Genomic DNA, 15508 nt, shown 5'->3' on the forward strand with positions numbered 1-15508 from the left:
GGGAAACACCCGGTCCCATCCCGAACCCGGAAGTTAAGCCTTTCAGCGCCGATGGTACTGCAACCGAGAGGTTGTGGGAGAGTAGGACGCCGCCGGACATACACTTCGTAGAGGCCACCTTCGGGTGGCCTCTACGACATTTACACCGAGGAGAGTGACCCCCGTGGCCGACGAGCGACGCGGTAACCAGCGCCCCGCACGCAGCGGTGGTCGCAGCAGTGACCAGCGAGGATCGGGCCAGGGGCGCTCTGCTCAAGGTGGATCGAGTCAGGGCGGTTCCGCCGGGGGCCGCGGTCGCTCGGCGTCCGGCGGTCGCAGCGGCGGGCCCCAGCGTGCGCCGGGCGACCGTCCTGGTCGCAAGAGCGACTGGAAGCGCCCGGCTGATCGCCAGCAGGAGCCTCGTACCGCCTCGCAGGCGGAGTACGACGGCCCGGAGCTCCCCGACGAGATCACCGGGGCCGAGCTCGACCGCTCGGTGGCCAACCAGCTCAAGGGGCTGCCGGACAAGCTGGCCTCGAGGATCGCCCGCCACCTGGCCGCAGCCGGTCTGATGATCGAGGACGACCCGGAGACGGCGTACCGGCACGCTCTGGCCGCACGCGCCCGCGCACCGCGGCTCGCCGTGGTGCGTGAGGCGGCCGGGGAGGCGGCCTACGCCGCCGGCCACTACTCCGAGGCCCTGGCGGAGCTGCGCGCGGCGAAGCGGATGAACGGGGCCACGGCGTACCTGCCGATCATGGCTGACTGCCACCGGGCGCTGAAGCAGCCCGAGCAGGCCCTCAAGCTGGCCAAGAGCCCGTCGGTGGTGAACTTCGCTCCCGAGGCGAAGGCCGAGATGACGATCGTCGAGGCCGGCGCCCGACGTGACATTAAGCAGTTCGACGCCGCGCTGCGGACCCTCGAGCTCGCGCCCCTCAACAACAAGTCGCGCGCCGCGTGGGTCGTGCGGTTGCGCTACGCCTACGCCGACACCCTCGTCGCGGCCGGTCGCGAGAAGGACGCGCTCGAGTGGTTCCACCGCACGCACGCCATCGACGCCGACGAGCTCACCGACGCCGCGGAGCGCGCTGCGACGCTGGAGCGCAAGCTCGGCGACTGACGCTCGACTCGTGCGTCACTGACGTCCCACCCGTCCCGTCCGGGGTTCTCCACAGTTTGAGGACACCCCGTCGCGGTAACACTCCGTCGTACCTACCGTGGTGGTAGGCGCACCGGGTGCCTACCTCACTCCTCCTCGGGACGGGAGCGACACGCATGGCGCAGAGCACCGCGCACGACGAGCTGGTGGAGCGTCTCGACGTCGACGTGCGCTCGCTCGTGCGCCGCGAGGGGGTCGATCCCCAGCGTGACTCCGCGGTCGTCCGGCGCATCGCCGAGGGCGTGGTGCGTGACCACGACGAGCGCAGCCTCACCGGCGCGGTGGCGCCGGTGGCCGACGTCGAGGCCCTGGTCGGGGAGCTCGTCGCGCGTGTGTCCGGCTTCGGCCCGCTGCAGCCCCTCCTCGACGACCCGAGCGTCGAGGAGGTGTGGATCAACGACCCCAGCCGCGTGTTCGTCGCTCGTAACGGGCGCCACGAGCTCACCAACCTGATGCTGTCGCCCGGGCAGGTCACCGAGCTGGTGGAGCGGATGCTGAAGTCCAGCGGCCGCCGGATCGACGTCAGCAGCCCTTTCGTGGACGCCATGCTGCCCGAGGGCCACCGCCTGCACGTGGTGCTCGAGGGGATCTCGCGCGGCTTCTCGGCGGTCAACATCCGCAAGTTCGTGCTGCGTGCCGCCCGGCTCGGTGACCTCGTGGAGCTCGGGAGCCTCACTGCCCCTGCCGCGGCGTTCCTCGAGGCGGCGGTGCGCGCCGGGCTGAACGTCCTGGTCGCCGGCGGGACCCAGGCCGGTATCAAACAACGCGTTCGCGCGGTGTAGGCCTCATCCACCAACGGGAAGCGTGTAACGGAACCGGATCGCCTTCAAGTCGGGGTCGTGAGCGGTCCAGTCCTTCCACCACCGCACATCGCCGCCGTCGGCCTGCACCGACCCGTCAGGTTCGCGCCACCACTGGATCCCGTCGACCACGAACAGGTCTGCTGGCGTAGGTTCCCGGGAGTTGTTCACCTCGCCGTTAGTTAATTCAACTGTCGTCGCGGCACCGGACGAGCCCTTGACCTCCACCCGTCGCCTGTCCGCGCCCTTCTCCACGGCGAGGTCATACGGCTTGGATGCCCCGGTGTAATCGACGGCGTACCCGGCCGCCTCGTACGCCGCCACGGCCAGATTCACCGCCCGCCACTCGATGGCGCTTCGCACGGCGGAGTCCGCGATGTAGCCACTATCCCCGCGCTTCCGCGACTTCCCCTTGGGTTGGTCCTTGCTGGCTGTCGGCGTGGGGAGTTTTGGGCCAAGGGCGCGCTCTAGGTCGTCCAGTCCCAGGATTCCCAGTACCTCGCGCGGCATCTTGACGAAGTACGTCTGCTGGGCGCGCAGCTCCCGCTTGTTGCTGAACCCGAATGGGAAGTAGAGCCTGCCGCTTGGGTAGCGGGCCTCAAGTTCGGCCAGAGCTTCTCGAAGATCGGCATCCGATGCGCGGACGTCGCTGATCGGCACTGGCTCTTTTAGTGGCTTGTAGTCCAGCAGCGGCATGCGCCAGGCAGGACGCGGCTTGAGGTTCCCACTGGCACGGCCCACCGTCCCATGGGCCTGCCATGAAATGTCAGTGTCTTCGTACGCGCCGGTGGCCCGCGACCAGCCGACGATGCCCGGCTCACCCGCCAACGTCTTGTGCCAGTGCAGGACGATGTCGCCCGGTTGCACGAAGGTGACGAGTTCGTACCCCCAGTACGGTCGCCCGCTACCGTCCGTTGTGGGTGCGAAGAGGTCCGCGCCGACATCGTCTCGGTCGGTGATCTCCATCCAAAAGCGTTCGCCAGAGTCCGCGGTCCACCATGAGTTGATTGCCATCTGCGCATCATGTCGAGCGGCTTTGACGGGTTCAGTTCGACTCGCCAGTACCGTGAGGCGGGAAACAGTTGATGTCGGTCTTCGCAACCTCCTACGGGCGCGGGCGAGGTGGTCTAATCTGCTGCGGCAGCGACGACAGGATGTAAACGGGGGAGTAGATGACGTCAGCCGGCTCGGGCGGGACGGCAGCGCAGTTGCCGCCTATCGACCCGGTCACGGGCTTCCTTCCCCCGGGCGTCCATCCATGTACTTGGGCGGAGTTCGAGTACACCTTCGTCGACTGTGCCCCTCACCCAGATCACCGCCGCCGCCGCCTGAAGGCTCTAGAGGTCTACGTCGACTGCCTGGATGATCTTTTCCCCGACAGCACCCTGTGGCTAGACGGCGGGTTCGTCTCACATAAGGCCGACCCGCCGTTCGACATCGACGTTCTCGCGAAGGTGAAGCCCGGCCCTTGGGCGACCGTGAACAAGGCTGCAGCGGCCGAGATGGACGGCTTCAACGCATGGGTGGCCGGAGGTCAGCAGGGGTACCCTCCCAAGACACCCACGATGACGCAGCTTGGAGGTCTCTCGACCCACCACGCGGCGCAGGTCGGGAACGGCGCGTTCTATCCGAGAATCCAGCCGTTTGGTGGGCGGATCGACAGTTTCATCATCCCGGCGGACATGGCGAAAGCGCTCGCACAGTTCCGCCGGGACTGGATGCAAGACTTCGGTAGTGGGGCTAGGAAGGGGTTCGCGGAGGTGAAGCCAGATGATCGCTGACGGCGAGCGCCAGTCTCTGGAGGCAGCCCTCGCTGAGTCGGAGGAGCACGATGGATCCATGTTCCTCACAGGAGCGCTGGATGCGGCGTTTAGCTACTCACCTGGCCACCGCCGGGAGCTGCGCGACTTCAGGCTCAAGGACCAGACCGAGCTCGACCTGCACCTTGCGGGGGCCAACGTCTTTGACCACGAGACTCGGGCCGACTGGCTGGGCGTGTTCATGAATAGAACCGCTCAGGCGGTGAAGGAACTGGCCAAGGGCATCGCCGGGAAGGAACGGCACACGCCCGGACTGCTTGTCGAGGGCCCGGGCGCGGGTTCCGTTCGAGTGATCTTTCGGAGCCCGCCCCAGCCAAAGAGGGCTGCGCCGGTGCCGGGCACGGACGTCGAGACGCTGGACGGGAAGGCTCTGCATCAATTCGCGTCCCTTTTCATGCTCGCGGAGGACGAGACGGACCTGCTCGAGGCTTCAGTCCACCAGCTTCCGGGGGGCGCGCGTCGTGCCCTGCGTCAGGTGGGCCAGTCCGTGGTGGAAGCGTCCTGGAGCATCGAAGGAAGTCTTACGGCGCGCGGAAGAGACGTACAACCCGTCGTCATTAGCCCGACCGGCGCAGCCCGCCTCGTCCATGCAGTTGGTGAGCAGGCAGCCGAGACGGAGTCGAAGCTGATCGCCGGTGCCGTCGACGGATGGACTTGGTCGAAGTCGGTGATGGACTTTCAGCCGTCCACCGGCCGAGGTTTCCGGGCAGTCGTGCCCCCCGACCTTCAGGAGTCGGTCGCGGCCATCAACGGTCAACCGGACCACGATGCCGTAGGCCGCTTTAGGATCACGACGATCTACCCGTCGGGCGATTACAGCTATCAGCGACGGAGCTATGTGCTTGAAGGCATTGAGGCTGCGATGGACTCGGACCTTCTAGATCTGCTGTAGCGCCGACCTGGCTCGGTAACAGGCCTCGCTTGAAGTGGGCCGAGCTGTTCGAGCTGGCCCTGCACGTCCTGTCCGGCGTCACAAGTGCCGTCGTGCCACGGGCGGGCCCGCGGGTCAGCGGCCCGCCAGGGGCAGTCCCTGACCACGCAGGGCTGCAGCCCGGCGGTCTGCGCGCTCACGCCACGGCTCCCGTCCAGCCGTGTGCTTCTGGTGCTTGCCCAGGCCTGCTGGGGTGGACAGGAGGCTGCAGCCGTCACACCGCCGGCTGAAGGTGTTGTTGACCGCTGCCTGTAGCCGTCCGGCGGTCTGTCGCTTGACCCCGGCGTCGGGGGCTGGCGGACGACAGGTCGCCTCGTGGTTGCGGAGCGCGCCGACGGTGAAGAACCTCCACCCGCACACCCCGCAAGCCCGGTCCCATCGGCCCAGGGCGCGGAGGTCGGGCGACGGGGCGGGCCACGGGTGGCGCACTAGATCAGCCGTTCCATAGCCAGGCGGATGTGCTCGGGCGGACGGGACGACATGGTCTCGTTCGGGGCCTCGACCTCGACGACCTCGGCCTCAACGACGTCGTCCCCGCCGTAGGCCTCGAGAGCGACCCGGTTGTACTGGGCGAAGGTGTCGTCCCGGACCGCCGGGGCCGGGGCGGCAAGGGCAGCTGGGTCGGCCAGGACGTTCCGGAACAGCGACTCCACCGGGTCCAGTTCGCCCACGCCCACGATGTGCTTCTGCACCCCGCCGAGGTCGGCCCGGTCCAGCATGTCCTGGGCGATCTTGATCTTGTCGCGAGCGTCGGTGTCGGGGTCGGTGAACATCGTGAGTAGGCCCTTCACCATCTCGTCGGCGGCGTTGCCAATCCGGGCGGCTGCCGCGGCACGGACCTGCGGGGCGGCCCCGCCGTGGTTCTTGCAGACGGTCGACCCGAGGACAGCCTCGCGGCGGCAGGGCAGCCCGGTCTTGTAGTGGCCCTCGCAACGGACCGCCGTCGGGGGCGAGAGGAGTTCCCACCAGTCCTCGGAGTGGGTGACGGAGTGTCCCGCCACCGTCAACACCAGACCAGGGACGACCGGACTCCCGGCCGAGACACGGGACGGTCGTAGGCGTGCAACTTGCACGACCAGCACAGCGCCAGCACCACCACGGACGCTCCGGCGGGGATCCAGAGCCGATCGGTGACCTGTCGCTTGGTGTTGCCGCAGCGGTCGCAGGTCTGGGAGTCGTGGCGGGGGAGGGGGTCCTGCATCACCGCCTCCAGTAGCGGCATGGGCGGGTGCGACTCGTCCGCGAACAGCAGCAGCGGGACGCCCACGGCGAGTTCGCGCGGCACGCGCTGGCCGAGAGCGTTGAGCACGGCCTGGGACGTCTCGTCGTCGGCCAGAGCGGCCTCGTTGGGCTCGGCCCACGGGACCAGAGCGGCGGCGTCTTCCATGGCTGACATGAGCATTGGGTCTCCTCGAACAGCGGATGTGGGGCCGGTCCGGGCGGGGGGTGTTCGCAAGCCCCCGCCCGGACCGGTGTTGGACCCCGGAGCCGAGCAGCCGACCAGGAGGGATCTAGTGCTCGGCTCCGGGAGGATCAGACGGCGGCGTAGAGCGCCGGAGCGGTGTAGGTCGCATTGGTCGTGACCTGCATGACGAGACCGGCCAGGCGGTGCCGCACGCCGGTGCCGAAGCCCCGGACCCAGTAGGAGTCCTGGAGGGGGTAGGCGTCCCGCGGACCCCCCACCAGCCGCAGCCCCTGGAGGTTGGTCGAGGCGTGCTGGCGGAACATGATCGGGTTGGTCGGGTTCAGCCGACCGCCCGACGCCAGCGCGGTGAGGTAGCCCCGCGGGATGCGGGTCGACTCGATGATGATCGCCTCGTCGTAGGAGCCCTTGACCGGGAAGCCTGCGAACGTGGCGGACGCCTGCTGGCCGATGAGGTCGCCGTCGGTGGCGAAGAACGACTGCCCCGCGCTGGGGATGAAGTCGTACTTGGCGCCGGTGGCCACGCGGAACCCGGCGATGGTGTCGCCCTCCACCGCGTTGACGAAGATAACGATCTGCGAGCCGTTCTCGCGGGCGTGGCCGTGGGACTTGAGGTCGGTGATGACCTCGTCCAGGTCCGCCGAGGAGACGGTGGACGCGCCGGTGGTCCGGTAGTGGGTGTGGCTCTCGTCGAACTCGTTGGCCTCGTAGGCCGGGGGCTTCCACCCGTCGCCGTTGGCGAAGGCGAGCACGTCGTAGACGGACCCGTTCCGCGAGTCGCGCACGACGCGGTTGGTGTTGCGGAACACCGTGCCCATCACCTTGCTGAACACGTGGTCCGAGTCCGCCCGGACGATCGCAGCGGCCTGCGCGGCGATCTCAGTCTCGGTGGCGTCGGCCAGGTACTGCCAGGTCGCGCGCCAGGCGTGGTCGTACCACTTGAACGGCACGCCCATGTCCAGGGTGGAGAACTCGGCCCGGCTGGACACCGGGACGCCGTACTCGGACGCGTCCTCGAACTGGGGCCCGGAGCCCATCGTCTGCAGCACCGAGGTGACCGGGGATGTGACGGGGAAGGTGAACAGGTCCACGAAGCGCTGCTGCGACTCGTTGGCGATTGTGGCGACCTGGGTGAGCTCGTCGAACAGTTCGCGCAGGTCGCGACCGTCCGCGGTGGCTCGCTGGGTGTCGGCTTGGGCGTTGTAGCCCCGCGCCATCATCTGGGCGTCGCCGTAGAGGCCCCGGTTGAGGCCGATCAGGTCGCGAACACTGCCCGCGGCGAGCGCGGCTCGCTTCTGGGTCGTGAGGTCCATTGCTGCTCCTAGTGAGGTGGGTTGGTGGTTCCGTCCCTCACTGGGGCTCCGGGGATCCCGGCTGCCAATCTCCGACTGGTGGTTGACGGGATCAACGATACCTCGGCAACAGGGTTAGGGCTAGGCGGTGGCCGATACTGGGGCCCGTGCCCGACTGGTTGTTGACGCTGCTGCCCTACGTCGCCCCGCTGTTGGTCGGGTTGTTGACGTCGGGGCTAGCCACGACCCTCCTGTCGGCCCGGCGGCTCCGGAAGGACATTGCCGAACTCCAGGGGTTGGTGGGGGGAGACCTCACCCCCCAGGCCAAGGAGTTGCTGCAAGAGGACGTCCAGCACAAGGTGGCCCGACTGAGTGCGCTCAATCGTTTCCCCACCTTCGTCGGGAGCGATGCCGCGCGGTTCATAGTGATTGCTCTGACGCTTGCCTACGCCGCCTTCAGCGCTCTTGACGTGACTCAGAATGGACGTCTGGCGCTTGCTGAGGAACTTTTCGCGGTGGTCATTCTTGCCGGGCTGGCCGGATGGCATTGGTATGCGTTCTACGTCGGTTGGAGCATCCGGCAGGCTGCACGTCATAGGTTTGTCAAAGACCACGGCTCCATAGGTGACGAGAGGCATGACCAATTCGTTCGGGGTGTGACCCGGGGGTCGCTTGTCGGACTGGGATTCCTGGCAATCGGTGGCGCAAGTGTTCCGCTGTTAACGGCTTATGCGAGCACTTACGCCCGGGTGGCTGCGGTGCCCACCGCGGTGTTGGTAGGCACAGCGGTTTTCATCGGGACGCTGCTGCTGGCCGATCATGCTTACGACAATCCGAAGGCCCCGCAAGCGTTGTACGAATTCATGAATCCGACCCCACTCAACGAGGAGCAAGAGCGTCGGGCGCGAGAACGAAACGCGCAACGAGTTAGAAGGCGCGAGGCTTTGAGGGAGGCCGGCATCAGGTGGTGGCAGGTGCGGAAGCGGAGGCGGTGGGTAGCGCCAGACGGCGGAGCCGAGCGGGCGAGCAGGCCCGGGGAAGAGCCCGAGGGGGAGATCGGGCCTGCGGAGTGAGTTGGGCTGGGAGAGGGGCTGTCTCGCTTGCCCTAGGCGGTGGCGAGGCGGCGTACCTGCTCGCGGCGTACGGCGGCCACGATGTGGGAGTGGTTCCACAGCGGCGAGGTGCCTTCGGGCTTCAGGACGCCCTCGGCGTTGAACGCCCGGGCGATAGCGGAGGCCGAGTGCCCGGCGTCGTGTAGCGCGACGATCCGGTCGTGGGTCTCGGGGGCGATGCGGGAGGGGCGTCCCATGTGCTTCCCGGTGGCGCGGATGCGGGCCATGCCTTCCCGGGTGCGCCGGGCGATACGGCGGCGCTCCGCCTCGCCCACCGCGGCCTGGATGTGGGCCACGAGAGGGTCCCGGTCGCGGGTGGTGTCCACCCCGTCGGCCAGCGCCACCAAGTGCCAGCCCTCCTGCTCGGCGCGGACCAGTAGCCCGGCGGTGTCGAGTACAGAGCGGGAGAGCCGGTCCAGCGCGGCCACCGCCAGCACCTCGGCCCGCCCGGCGTCGAGGAGGTCCAGTGCGGCGGCTAGCACCGGCCTGCCGTCGAGGCTCTTGCCGCTCGCGGCCTCCTCCTCGTGGATTGCCAGGTCCCAGCCCCGAGCCTCGGCGGCAGCCCGCAGCAGTCCAGCCTGGGTCTCCGGCGACATAGCCTGCTTGTCGGTGCTCCGGCGCACGTATCCCAGCACTCGCACGGTGGTCCTCCTGGTCGTCCCGTTGGCAAGGGTGCCCTTACTCACGGCGAACCGTACGTGTGTTCGATTGCTCGGCCTAGTGGCTCCGCGAGATGCAAGGCAGCCCAGGCGCCGACGTTCCGGGGTTCTCGTGCGCGAGCGCGTATGAGGTTCCTGACCCACGCGCCGGTGCTGTTCCCCCTACCCCGGTCGCCCCTGCCGACGTCAACAAGGGGCCAGGTCGTCCCACTCGGATAGTGAGCGACCCAGCCCCTTGGTTCTTGGACCAAATACGGGGTACGGGGTACGGGGTACCCCAGGTGGGGTGCACTGGACGTCCCCGCAGTTTTCGAAAACACCGTCTGCTCCCTCGAATCATTAGAGATTAGAGAGAAAGAAGGACTCGCGTTATGCATGAGGCGCGGCGTTAGTGGGGTCACGGGGTACGCGTACCCCGTACCCCGCTCAAGCGTCGAAACGCAGCCGGTAGGCGACGGCCCCGTTCTTGCCGGTGACGACTTCTACCAAGACTCCCTGCTGCTCGCCGAGGGCTTCCACAATCTCTTCGGTGGGGATGTCCTTCGCCATCCGGTGCGCGGGCTTCACGTCGCGCCACGACTGCGTCTCGCCGGGGGTCTTCTGCAACTTCCGCACGACCGACTCCACGCACCGGCTCAGCCTGTCCTCCTCCACCGACTCCACCGCTCGGGCCTCGCCCCGGGCACGGGCGGTGACCTTCTTCTGGGCGGCCTCGGACAGGTTCGACATGCACTCGTCCTGAACCCTCAGCGACAGGTCGCTTAGTACCCCGGCCAGCCGCCACCACTGGTCGGTGATCTGGTCCTCGTTGTGCAACAGGGCCAGCGCCTGGGCCACCTTCAGGCGGGTCAAGTTCGCGTGGGCCAGCCGAGGATCCGCTCCGGCGTGCTCCTTGTCGAGGCTCGCCTGCTTGACCTCGCGCTTGATGTTGTCGGGGTAGTCAAGGTCGAGCATGCTGCCGGGGGCCGTCCAACCGAGCGGGCCGGGCCACTCGGGCAGGTCGTCGACACTCTTGGGCAGCGAGGGGTCGGCGGCGGGCATCCACAGGAACCGCTGCGGCATACCCACCCCGTCACCGTCGAGCAGGACGTCGGCTTGGGCGGGGTGAATGTCTGCGATCATCACCAGCCGGTAGGTCTTGGCCGGCAACCGCCGGTTGCGTCCGCCGGACTTGGCGTTGGTGGTGCCGAGCATGCCGCCGGTCAGCGCCGTCCTCAGAAAACCCGCGAGGGTGGTGCCCGAACGATCGGCCAACTTCTTGAGCGTCTCGCCCTCATCCACCATGAACATTCGTCGGCGGTTCTCTTCCGGCACCAGACGCACCTCGCGGCGCGGGTTGCCGCCCGTGGTGGAAGGCACCTCCGCCGACTCGTAGAAGGCGTCGATCATTCCTTCCCCGGAGCCGATAGGCAGCACGGACTCGTTGTCGTCTCGCACGCCTAGCAACTCCATCGCGACCTCAGCCGACGTGGACTTTGAGGCTCCTGAAGCGCCCACCAGGGCGAATCCAAGATTGAGCGACGCCTCCGACCCGACCACCGGGGGGAGCATCAATGCCGGGTCAGTGTTCAGCAGCACGTAGCCCATCAGCGCCGCCAACACCGCCGGAGCCTTCACCAGTCGCGCGTGTGCGGCCTGGCGGACGTGCCGCAATACAGGCGTCTCGTCGAAGAACTGTCCCGACGCCACCACCTCACCGTCCGGCATCGGGTGGGCCACGCCGTAGTCCCAGCCCCGGTCGCAGGTGTCGGCGGACTTGGCGGGATCGTTGTCGTCCGTCACGCACGCCAGCAACTCAGCCTTGATGGTGTCCTCGCTCAAGAGTCCGGTGCGGAGGTCTTCCGGCACCCTGACCCACAAGCCCGCGGCCACCCCAGCCAACTTGTTGAGCATGTCGTTGCGGCTGCCCGGCGCCACCCGACGCATGCGCTGGTACACACCGGCCAGGCGGTCTAGCGCCGCCAGGGTGTCCAGCGGGGGCGGCTCTACAGCCTCAGACGCCCGAGAAGGGGCCTTCGACGGCCGAAGCAGCGCATCGGGGACCGGCGCAGGGTCGCAGTCGATTAGAACGGCGTACGCGCCGTGCGGGTGCCACGACCCGGGCCCCACGATCAGCCCACCCTCGCTCCGCACATCAACGCCGTAAGGCCGGACGTGGGCACCGTTCCGCACCTGTCCGCCGATGACATCCTCGTAGAGGTGGTGCGCCCCGCGCCCCGTCGAGTGGACGCGAGTTCCGGGGAAGGGCCACTTAGCGCCGGGGTCCTGGTCGGCAACCACGAGCGCAGACTTCCCGCAGTCGATGCCGTAGGCGTTCACGCTCCTCCAGTCCCAGGCGGCGACTTCGTCAAGGTCGCTCGACGAGACCTCCCTCCAGCGCTGGCCGAGGAAGTCGAGCGTCTTGCAGTTGGCGGTTCCGCCGTCGCACTTGTGGGCGGCGTGGCGAATAGTCAGACGGAACACAGCCCACCCGCGCTCGCGCACAACGGCGAGAGCCGACTGCTTGACCTGCTCACCGGTGCTCATTGGGACGCTCCTTCTGGTCGGGGCGCTGGTTGTCCTGGGTGCGGAGCGCGGCGTACTTGTCGAGGTGGGGACGGCGGCGCTCGGCCCTCTTGGCCTGGTTGCGGGCCCAGGCCGATCCCTTCACAACGCGCGCCATCACTGCTGGCCGTTCGCGACGAACTGGAGTACGACGGTGACGGCCCATCCGGCAGCGCCGGAGGTCGCCGCCACCGCGGCGCGGGCGCACAGGGACCTCATCAGGCACCCCCAGCCGAGGTGATGCGTCCGACGAGGTACTCGACCTGGGCGGGGTGTAGCGGGGCGGGGCAGGCGGCGACCGCGTCGCGGATCGCCTTGTCGATCTTCGCGGTCGCCAACTTGGTGCGGGCGAGGGCATCAGCCGCGGCGTCGGGACGCTCGGTGCGGGAGTACAACGCGCCCAGTTCGTTGCGCGCGGAGGTGGGGTCGGTCGGCTCGTACATAGGGGTTTGCTCCTCAGCAGAAGTGATCTGCGAGGGGCAACCCTGGCCGGGCTCCCTCAAATTCGTGCCGCCGCTTTTGTCCGGCCGCCTGGTCCCCAGCGGCTAAGCCCTCACGCGTTGATGCCTGCGCTAACGGCGCCGCCAACCTTACTCCTCATGCTGAGGGTGGCGACCAACTCTTAGCCGTCTCGCTACGAGTTGGGGGGCAAGGCCTCAAGGTGTGGTAAAGGGAGCAGGGCGCCACTGCGCACCCGTTCGGCTGCGAGAGGGGCTGTCTCAGCCCTCCTCGGCCCACGCGGCAAGGGCTGCGTCGCTGGGCGCGTCAACCGGGCCCAAGGTGCCGGGGTCCTTCCAGTCGAAGGTGAGCCGCGCGAGCAACTGCGCGTCGGTGCGGCGTCCGCGACTTCCGCGGCGGACCCACAGCCGGGTCACCGCGTCGTCCAAGACCGCCCGTTGATCCACTACCGTCTCGGCGTCCGCCCAGTCCTCGCCGAAGGTCTGGGTCCCGCGGGTGGGGACGAGCCGCACGCTGGGGGACTCGGCACGCTTCTCGTCGCGCAGGTCCAGCAGGTTGCCCTGCTCGACCTGGAGCGACTGCCGGGTGTCGCGGTTGGGAGCCTGGCGGATGAGGTCGTCCAACTCGTCGAGCCGGTGCTCGATCTCGGGCAGCAGAGTGGCCCCACCCTCGTAGACCTCCTCCACCACGGACCAGCGGACGTGCTCGCCCTTCTGTCGCAGGAACTCGTCCACCACGACGTGCTCGAAGTTGGTGACCGACTGGTGGCAGGACGGGCATGCGTAGCCGGGACGCCCCTGGGTGGTGCCGCGGTGCATGCGGACTTCGCAGCCCGCGCAGTAGACCAGTCCCGACAGCAGCCCCGAGGTCTTGGCGCGCAGCGCGCGGGGGAGGGCCTGGGCGGTGTTGCGCTCGTCCAGCGACTTCACCATCGCCCGCCACTGGCCCACCGACACCACCGCCACCGACTCGTCCACCACTGGCAGGCCGTCCGCGTCTCGCAGCACTTCGGTGCCGCGGGTCTTGGTGGAGTTGCCGGGGTTGAACGGCGTCATACCCGCCAGCACCGGGTGGCGGAGGATGCGCTCGACGGTGGAGTAGACCCAAGCCCCCTTGCCGGTGGGGGTGGGTGCGCCGACCTCGTTGAGCCACTGCACCGTGCTGTAGATGGAATGCCCGGCCACCGTCCTGTCCACCATTCCGCGGACGTAGTCCAAGCGGTCGGGGTCCTTGGCGAGCACGTAGCCCGCACCGTCGGGGTTGAGCACCGACCGCCACCCGTAGGGCACCGTTCCTCCCACCACCCGACCGGAGCGGAGAAGGTGGGTTCGAGCGGCCTTCACCCGTGCTCGTATGGACTCGGCCTCCATCTCCCCGAACACCGCGAGAAGCGTGGCGAACGCCCGGCCCTGGGCGGTGGTCATGTCGACCGGGTCTTCCACCGCGACGATGCCCGCGCCGCGCGCCTGGAGGGACTCGTCCGCGTGTAGGAAGTCGAGCACCCGGCGAGCGAGGCGGTCGATCTTCCACACCAGTACCGCGTCGAACTTCTCGGGGGAGTCCAGCAGCGCACGCCACCCGGCGCGGTCCTCCGGCTTGTTGTGGGTGGCGGAGACGCCGTCGTCGCGGAAGGTCGCAACCACCTGCCAGCCCCGGGCCGCGGCGTACTGCTCCGCTGCTTCGATCTGCCGGTCGAGCGAAACCGACGCCTCCTGGGCGACGGAGATGCGAACGTAGATAGCGCAGCGCTGTGTGGGCATGACTTGCAATAATACCGGACGCCTACCGGGCTGTACCCAGGCCGGCAAGACGACCATGCTCAACTGCCTGGCCGCGGCCATCCCGGGCGGGGATCGGGTGGTGTCCGCCGAGGAGGTCTACGAGCTGCGCTTCCCCCACCCCGACTGGGTGCCGCTGCAGACCCGTCAGGCGGGCCTCGAGGGCACCGGTGAGATCCGGCTGCGCGACCTGGTCAAGGAGAGCCTGCGCATGCGACCGAGCCGCATCATCGTGGGAGAGGTGCGTGCGGAGGAGTGCCTCGACCTGCTCCTCGCCCTCAACGCCGGGCTGCCCGGCATGTGCACCCTGCATGCGAACAGCGCCCGCGAGGCGCTGGTGAAGATGTGCACCCTCCCACTCCTGGCGGGGGAGAACATCTCGGCCCGCTTCGTCGTGCCGACCGTGGCGTCGTCGGTGGACCTGGTGGTCCATCTCGGGGTCGACGGCGCCGGGGTACGGCGGGTCAACGAGATCGTCGGGGTGCCCGGGAGGGTGGAGCAGGATGTGATCGAGACCGAGCCCGTGTTCCTGCGCTCGGGCGGGGAGCTGCGCCGCGCCCACGGGTCGGCCCCGCGGCCGGAGCTCTTCGAGCGGGCCGGCATCGATGTGCGAGCGCTGCTGGCGGGGGACGAGAGCGCCGGCTACGGGCGGCGGTCCTGATGGGGGCGCTCGTCGGGCTGGGCGTCGGCGTTGGACTCCTGCTCGTCTGGTCGGCCTTCACCTCGCCGCGCGCCGCCGCCCCCGGCCCGCCGCGCGCGGGCCGAGTCGAGACCCTGCTGGCCAGGGCGGGTCTCGCCGACGTGTCGGTCACGGCGTTCGTCGTCCTGTGCCTCGTGCTCGGGTCGGTCGCGGCCCTGGTCGTGCAGGTGGCATCTCGCACCCTGCCGGTCTCGCTGGCCTTCGGTGTGCTCGGTGCCTACCTTCCCGTGGCCGTCGTCGCGGGGCGGGCACGGACCCGGCAGGCGGAGCTCGCCGAGGTCTGGCCCGAGGCGGTGGACAACCTCGCCAGCGCGGTGCGCGCCGGGCTCTCGCTGCCCGACGCCCTGGCCAACCTGGCCACGAGGGGCCCGGAGCCACTGCGCGACGCCTTCGCACAGTTCGCGCTCGACTACCAGGTGACCGGGAGGTTCGGCGACTGCCTCGACCGGCTCAAGACCCGGCTGGCCGACCCCGTCGGTGACCGGGTCGTCGAGGGCCTGCGGGTCGCCAGGGAGGTCGGCGGGGGCCAGCTCGGGCGGCTGCTGCGCAACCTGTCCGGCTACCTGCGCGAGGACGCGCGCACCCGCTCGGAGCTGCAGTCGCGTCAGGCCTGGACGGTGAACGGCGCCCGACTCGCGGTGGCGGCACCGTGGCTGGTGCTGCTCCTGATGTCGTTCCAGTCCGAGGTGATCCGACGCTACGCCTCGCCGGCCGGCGTGGTCGTGCTGAGCATCGGCGCCGTGACCTGCGTCGTCGCCTACCGGGTCATGATGCGCATCGGGAGGCTCCCCACGGAGCGGAGGATCCTGTCGTGACGCCGGCCTGGTGGGGCGCTGTGCTGGGCGCGGTGGC

The 15508-nt window shown here is 68.8% G+C and carries 16 protein-coding genes and 1 other annotated feature; of the genes, 7 read left to right on the forward strand and 9 right to left on the reverse strand.

Annotated features, from left to right (window positions below):
- Window positions 1–87 (forward strand) — a sequence feature (5S ribosomal RNA rRNA prediction is too short).
- Window positions 88–163: 76 nt separating this feature from the next.
- On the forward strand, window positions 164–1099 hold the full coding sequence (locus ASF50_RS03505) for a hypothetical protein (protein WP_056903497.1): 936 nt from the start codon (window positions 164–166) through the stop codon (window positions 1097–1099).
- Between the two features lie 155 nt (window positions 1100–1254).
- Entirely contained in the window at window positions 1255–1920 is a 666-nt protein-coding gene (locus ASF50_RS03510; RefSeq protein WP_235557539.1) for an ATPase, T2SS/T4P/T4SS family, read from the forward strand.
- Between the two features lie 3 nt (window positions 1921–1923).
- Here ASF50_RS03510 and ASF50_RS03515 read toward each other — a convergent pair whose 3' ends face one another.
- Window positions 1924–2904, reverse strand: coding sequence for a protein NO VEIN domain-containing protein (locus ASF50_RS03515; protein ID WP_162242362.1), 981 nt, complete (start codon window positions 2902–2904; stop codon window positions 1924–1926).
- 206 nt (window positions 2905–3110) lie between these two features.
- On the opposite strand from ASF50_RS03515, the gene ASF50_RS03520 reads away from it, so the two are divergent.
- Both ASF50_RS03520 and ASF50_RS03525 read left to right on the forward strand, forming a co-directional pair.
- Window positions 3111–3719 carry a DUF6932 family protein gene (locus ASF50_RS03520; RefSeq protein ID WP_056903499.1) on the forward strand — a complete coding sequence of 203 codons (609 nt, stop codon included), beginning with the start codon at window positions 3111–3113 and terminating at the stop codon, window positions 3717–3719.
- Window positions 3709–4650, forward strand: a complete 942-nt coding sequence (locus ASF50_RS03525) for a hypothetical protein (protein WP_056903500.1) — start codon at window positions 3709–3711, stop codon at window positions 4648–4650. The genes ASF50_RS03520 and ASF50_RS03525 overlap by 11 nt, the downstream gene beginning before the upstream one ends.
- Window positions 4651–5117: 467 nt before the next feature.
- Here ASF50_RS03525 and ASF50_RS03530 read toward each other — a convergent pair whose 3' ends face one another.
- The 3 genes from ASF50_RS03530 to ASF50_RS03540 form a co-directional block, all read right to left on the reverse strand.
- Window positions 5118–5690 carry a hypothetical protein gene (locus ASF50_RS03530; protein ID WP_056903501.1) on the reverse strand — a complete coding sequence of 191 codons (573 nt, stop codon included), beginning with the start codon at window positions 5688–5690 and terminating at the stop codon, window positions 5118–5120.
- Window positions 5691–5692: 2 nt separating this feature from the next.
- Window positions 5693–6076 carry a hypothetical protein gene (locus ASF50_RS03535; protein ID WP_156718057.1) on the reverse strand — a complete coding sequence of 128 codons (384 nt, stop codon included), beginning with the start codon at window positions 6074–6076 and terminating at the stop codon, window positions 5693–5695.
- Window positions 6077–6222: 146 nt separating this feature from the next.
- Window positions 6223–7425: a hypothetical protein gene (locus ASF50_RS03540; RefSeq protein WP_056903503.1), complete on the reverse strand. Its 1203-nt coding sequence runs from the start codon at window positions 7423–7425 to the stop codon at window positions 6223–6225.
- Between the two features lie 146 nt (window positions 7426–7571).
- Here ASF50_RS03540 and ASF50_RS03545 point away from each other — a divergent pair, with 146 nt between their 5' ends.
- The gene (locus tag ASF50_RS03545) at window positions 7572–8477 is read left to right on the forward strand and encodes a hypothetical protein (RefSeq protein ID WP_056903504.1); all 906 of its coding nucleotides are present in this window, start codon (window positions 7572–7574) and stop codon (window positions 8475–8477) included.
- 32 nt (window positions 8478–8509) lie between these two features.
- Here ASF50_RS03545 and ASF50_RS03550 read toward each other — a convergent pair whose 3' ends face one another.
- The 5 genes from ASF50_RS03550 to ASF50_RS03565 form a co-directional block, all read right to left on the reverse strand.
- Window positions 8510–9157, reverse strand: a complete 648-nt coding sequence (locus tag ASF50_RS03550) for a recombinase family protein (protein WP_200920029.1) — start codon at window positions 9155–9157, stop codon at window positions 8510–8512.
- 444 nt (window positions 9158–9601) lie between these two features.
- Window positions 9602–11701 (reverse strand): bifunctional DNA primase/polymerase, encoded by a 2100-nt coding sequence (locus tag ASF50_RS03555; protein WP_056903506.1) that lies wholly within the window; start codon window positions 11699–11701, stop codon window positions 9602–9604.
- Window positions 11688–11837: a hypothetical protein gene (locus ASF50_RS18790; RefSeq protein WP_156718059.1), complete on the reverse strand. Its 150-nt coding sequence runs from the start codon at window positions 11835–11837 to the stop codon at window positions 11688–11690. Before ASF50_RS18790 ends, ASF50_RS03555 begins: the two co-directional genes overlap by 14 nt.
- 100 nt (window positions 11838–11937) lie before the next feature.
- Window positions 11938–12162, reverse strand: a complete 225-nt coding sequence (locus ASF50_RS03560; protein ID WP_056903507.1) for a hypothetical protein — start codon at window positions 12160–12162, stop codon at window positions 11938–11940.
- A gap of 276 nt (window positions 12163–12438) precedes the next feature.
- The gene (locus ASF50_RS03565; RefSeq protein WP_162242363.1) at window positions 12439–13938 is read right to left on the reverse strand and encodes a recombinase family protein; all 1500 of its coding nucleotides are present in this window, start codon (window positions 13936–13938) and stop codon (window positions 12439–12441) included.
- On the opposite strand from ASF50_RS03565, the gene ASF50_RS03570 reads away from it, so the two are divergent.
- On the forward strand, window positions 13937–14617 hold the full coding sequence (locus ASF50_RS03570; protein ID WP_082503013.1) for a CpaF family protein: 681 nt from the start codon (window positions 13937–13939) through the stop codon (window positions 14615–14617). The genes ASF50_RS03565 and ASF50_RS03570 overlap by 2 nt on opposite strands.
- Window positions 14617–15471, forward strand: a complete 855-nt coding sequence (locus ASF50_RS03575; RefSeq protein ID WP_056903509.1) for a type II secretion system F family protein — start codon at window positions 14617–14619, stop codon at window positions 15469–15471. The genes ASF50_RS03570 and ASF50_RS03575 overlap by 1 nt, the downstream gene beginning before the upstream one ends.
- The last annotated feature ends 37 nt before the right edge of the window (window positions 15472–15508 follow it).

The organism is Nocardioides sp. Leaf307, assembly GCF_001423135.1.
GTDB lineage: Bacteria > Actinomycetota > Actinomycetes > Propionibacteriales > Nocardioidaceae > Nocardioides > Nocardioides kribbensis.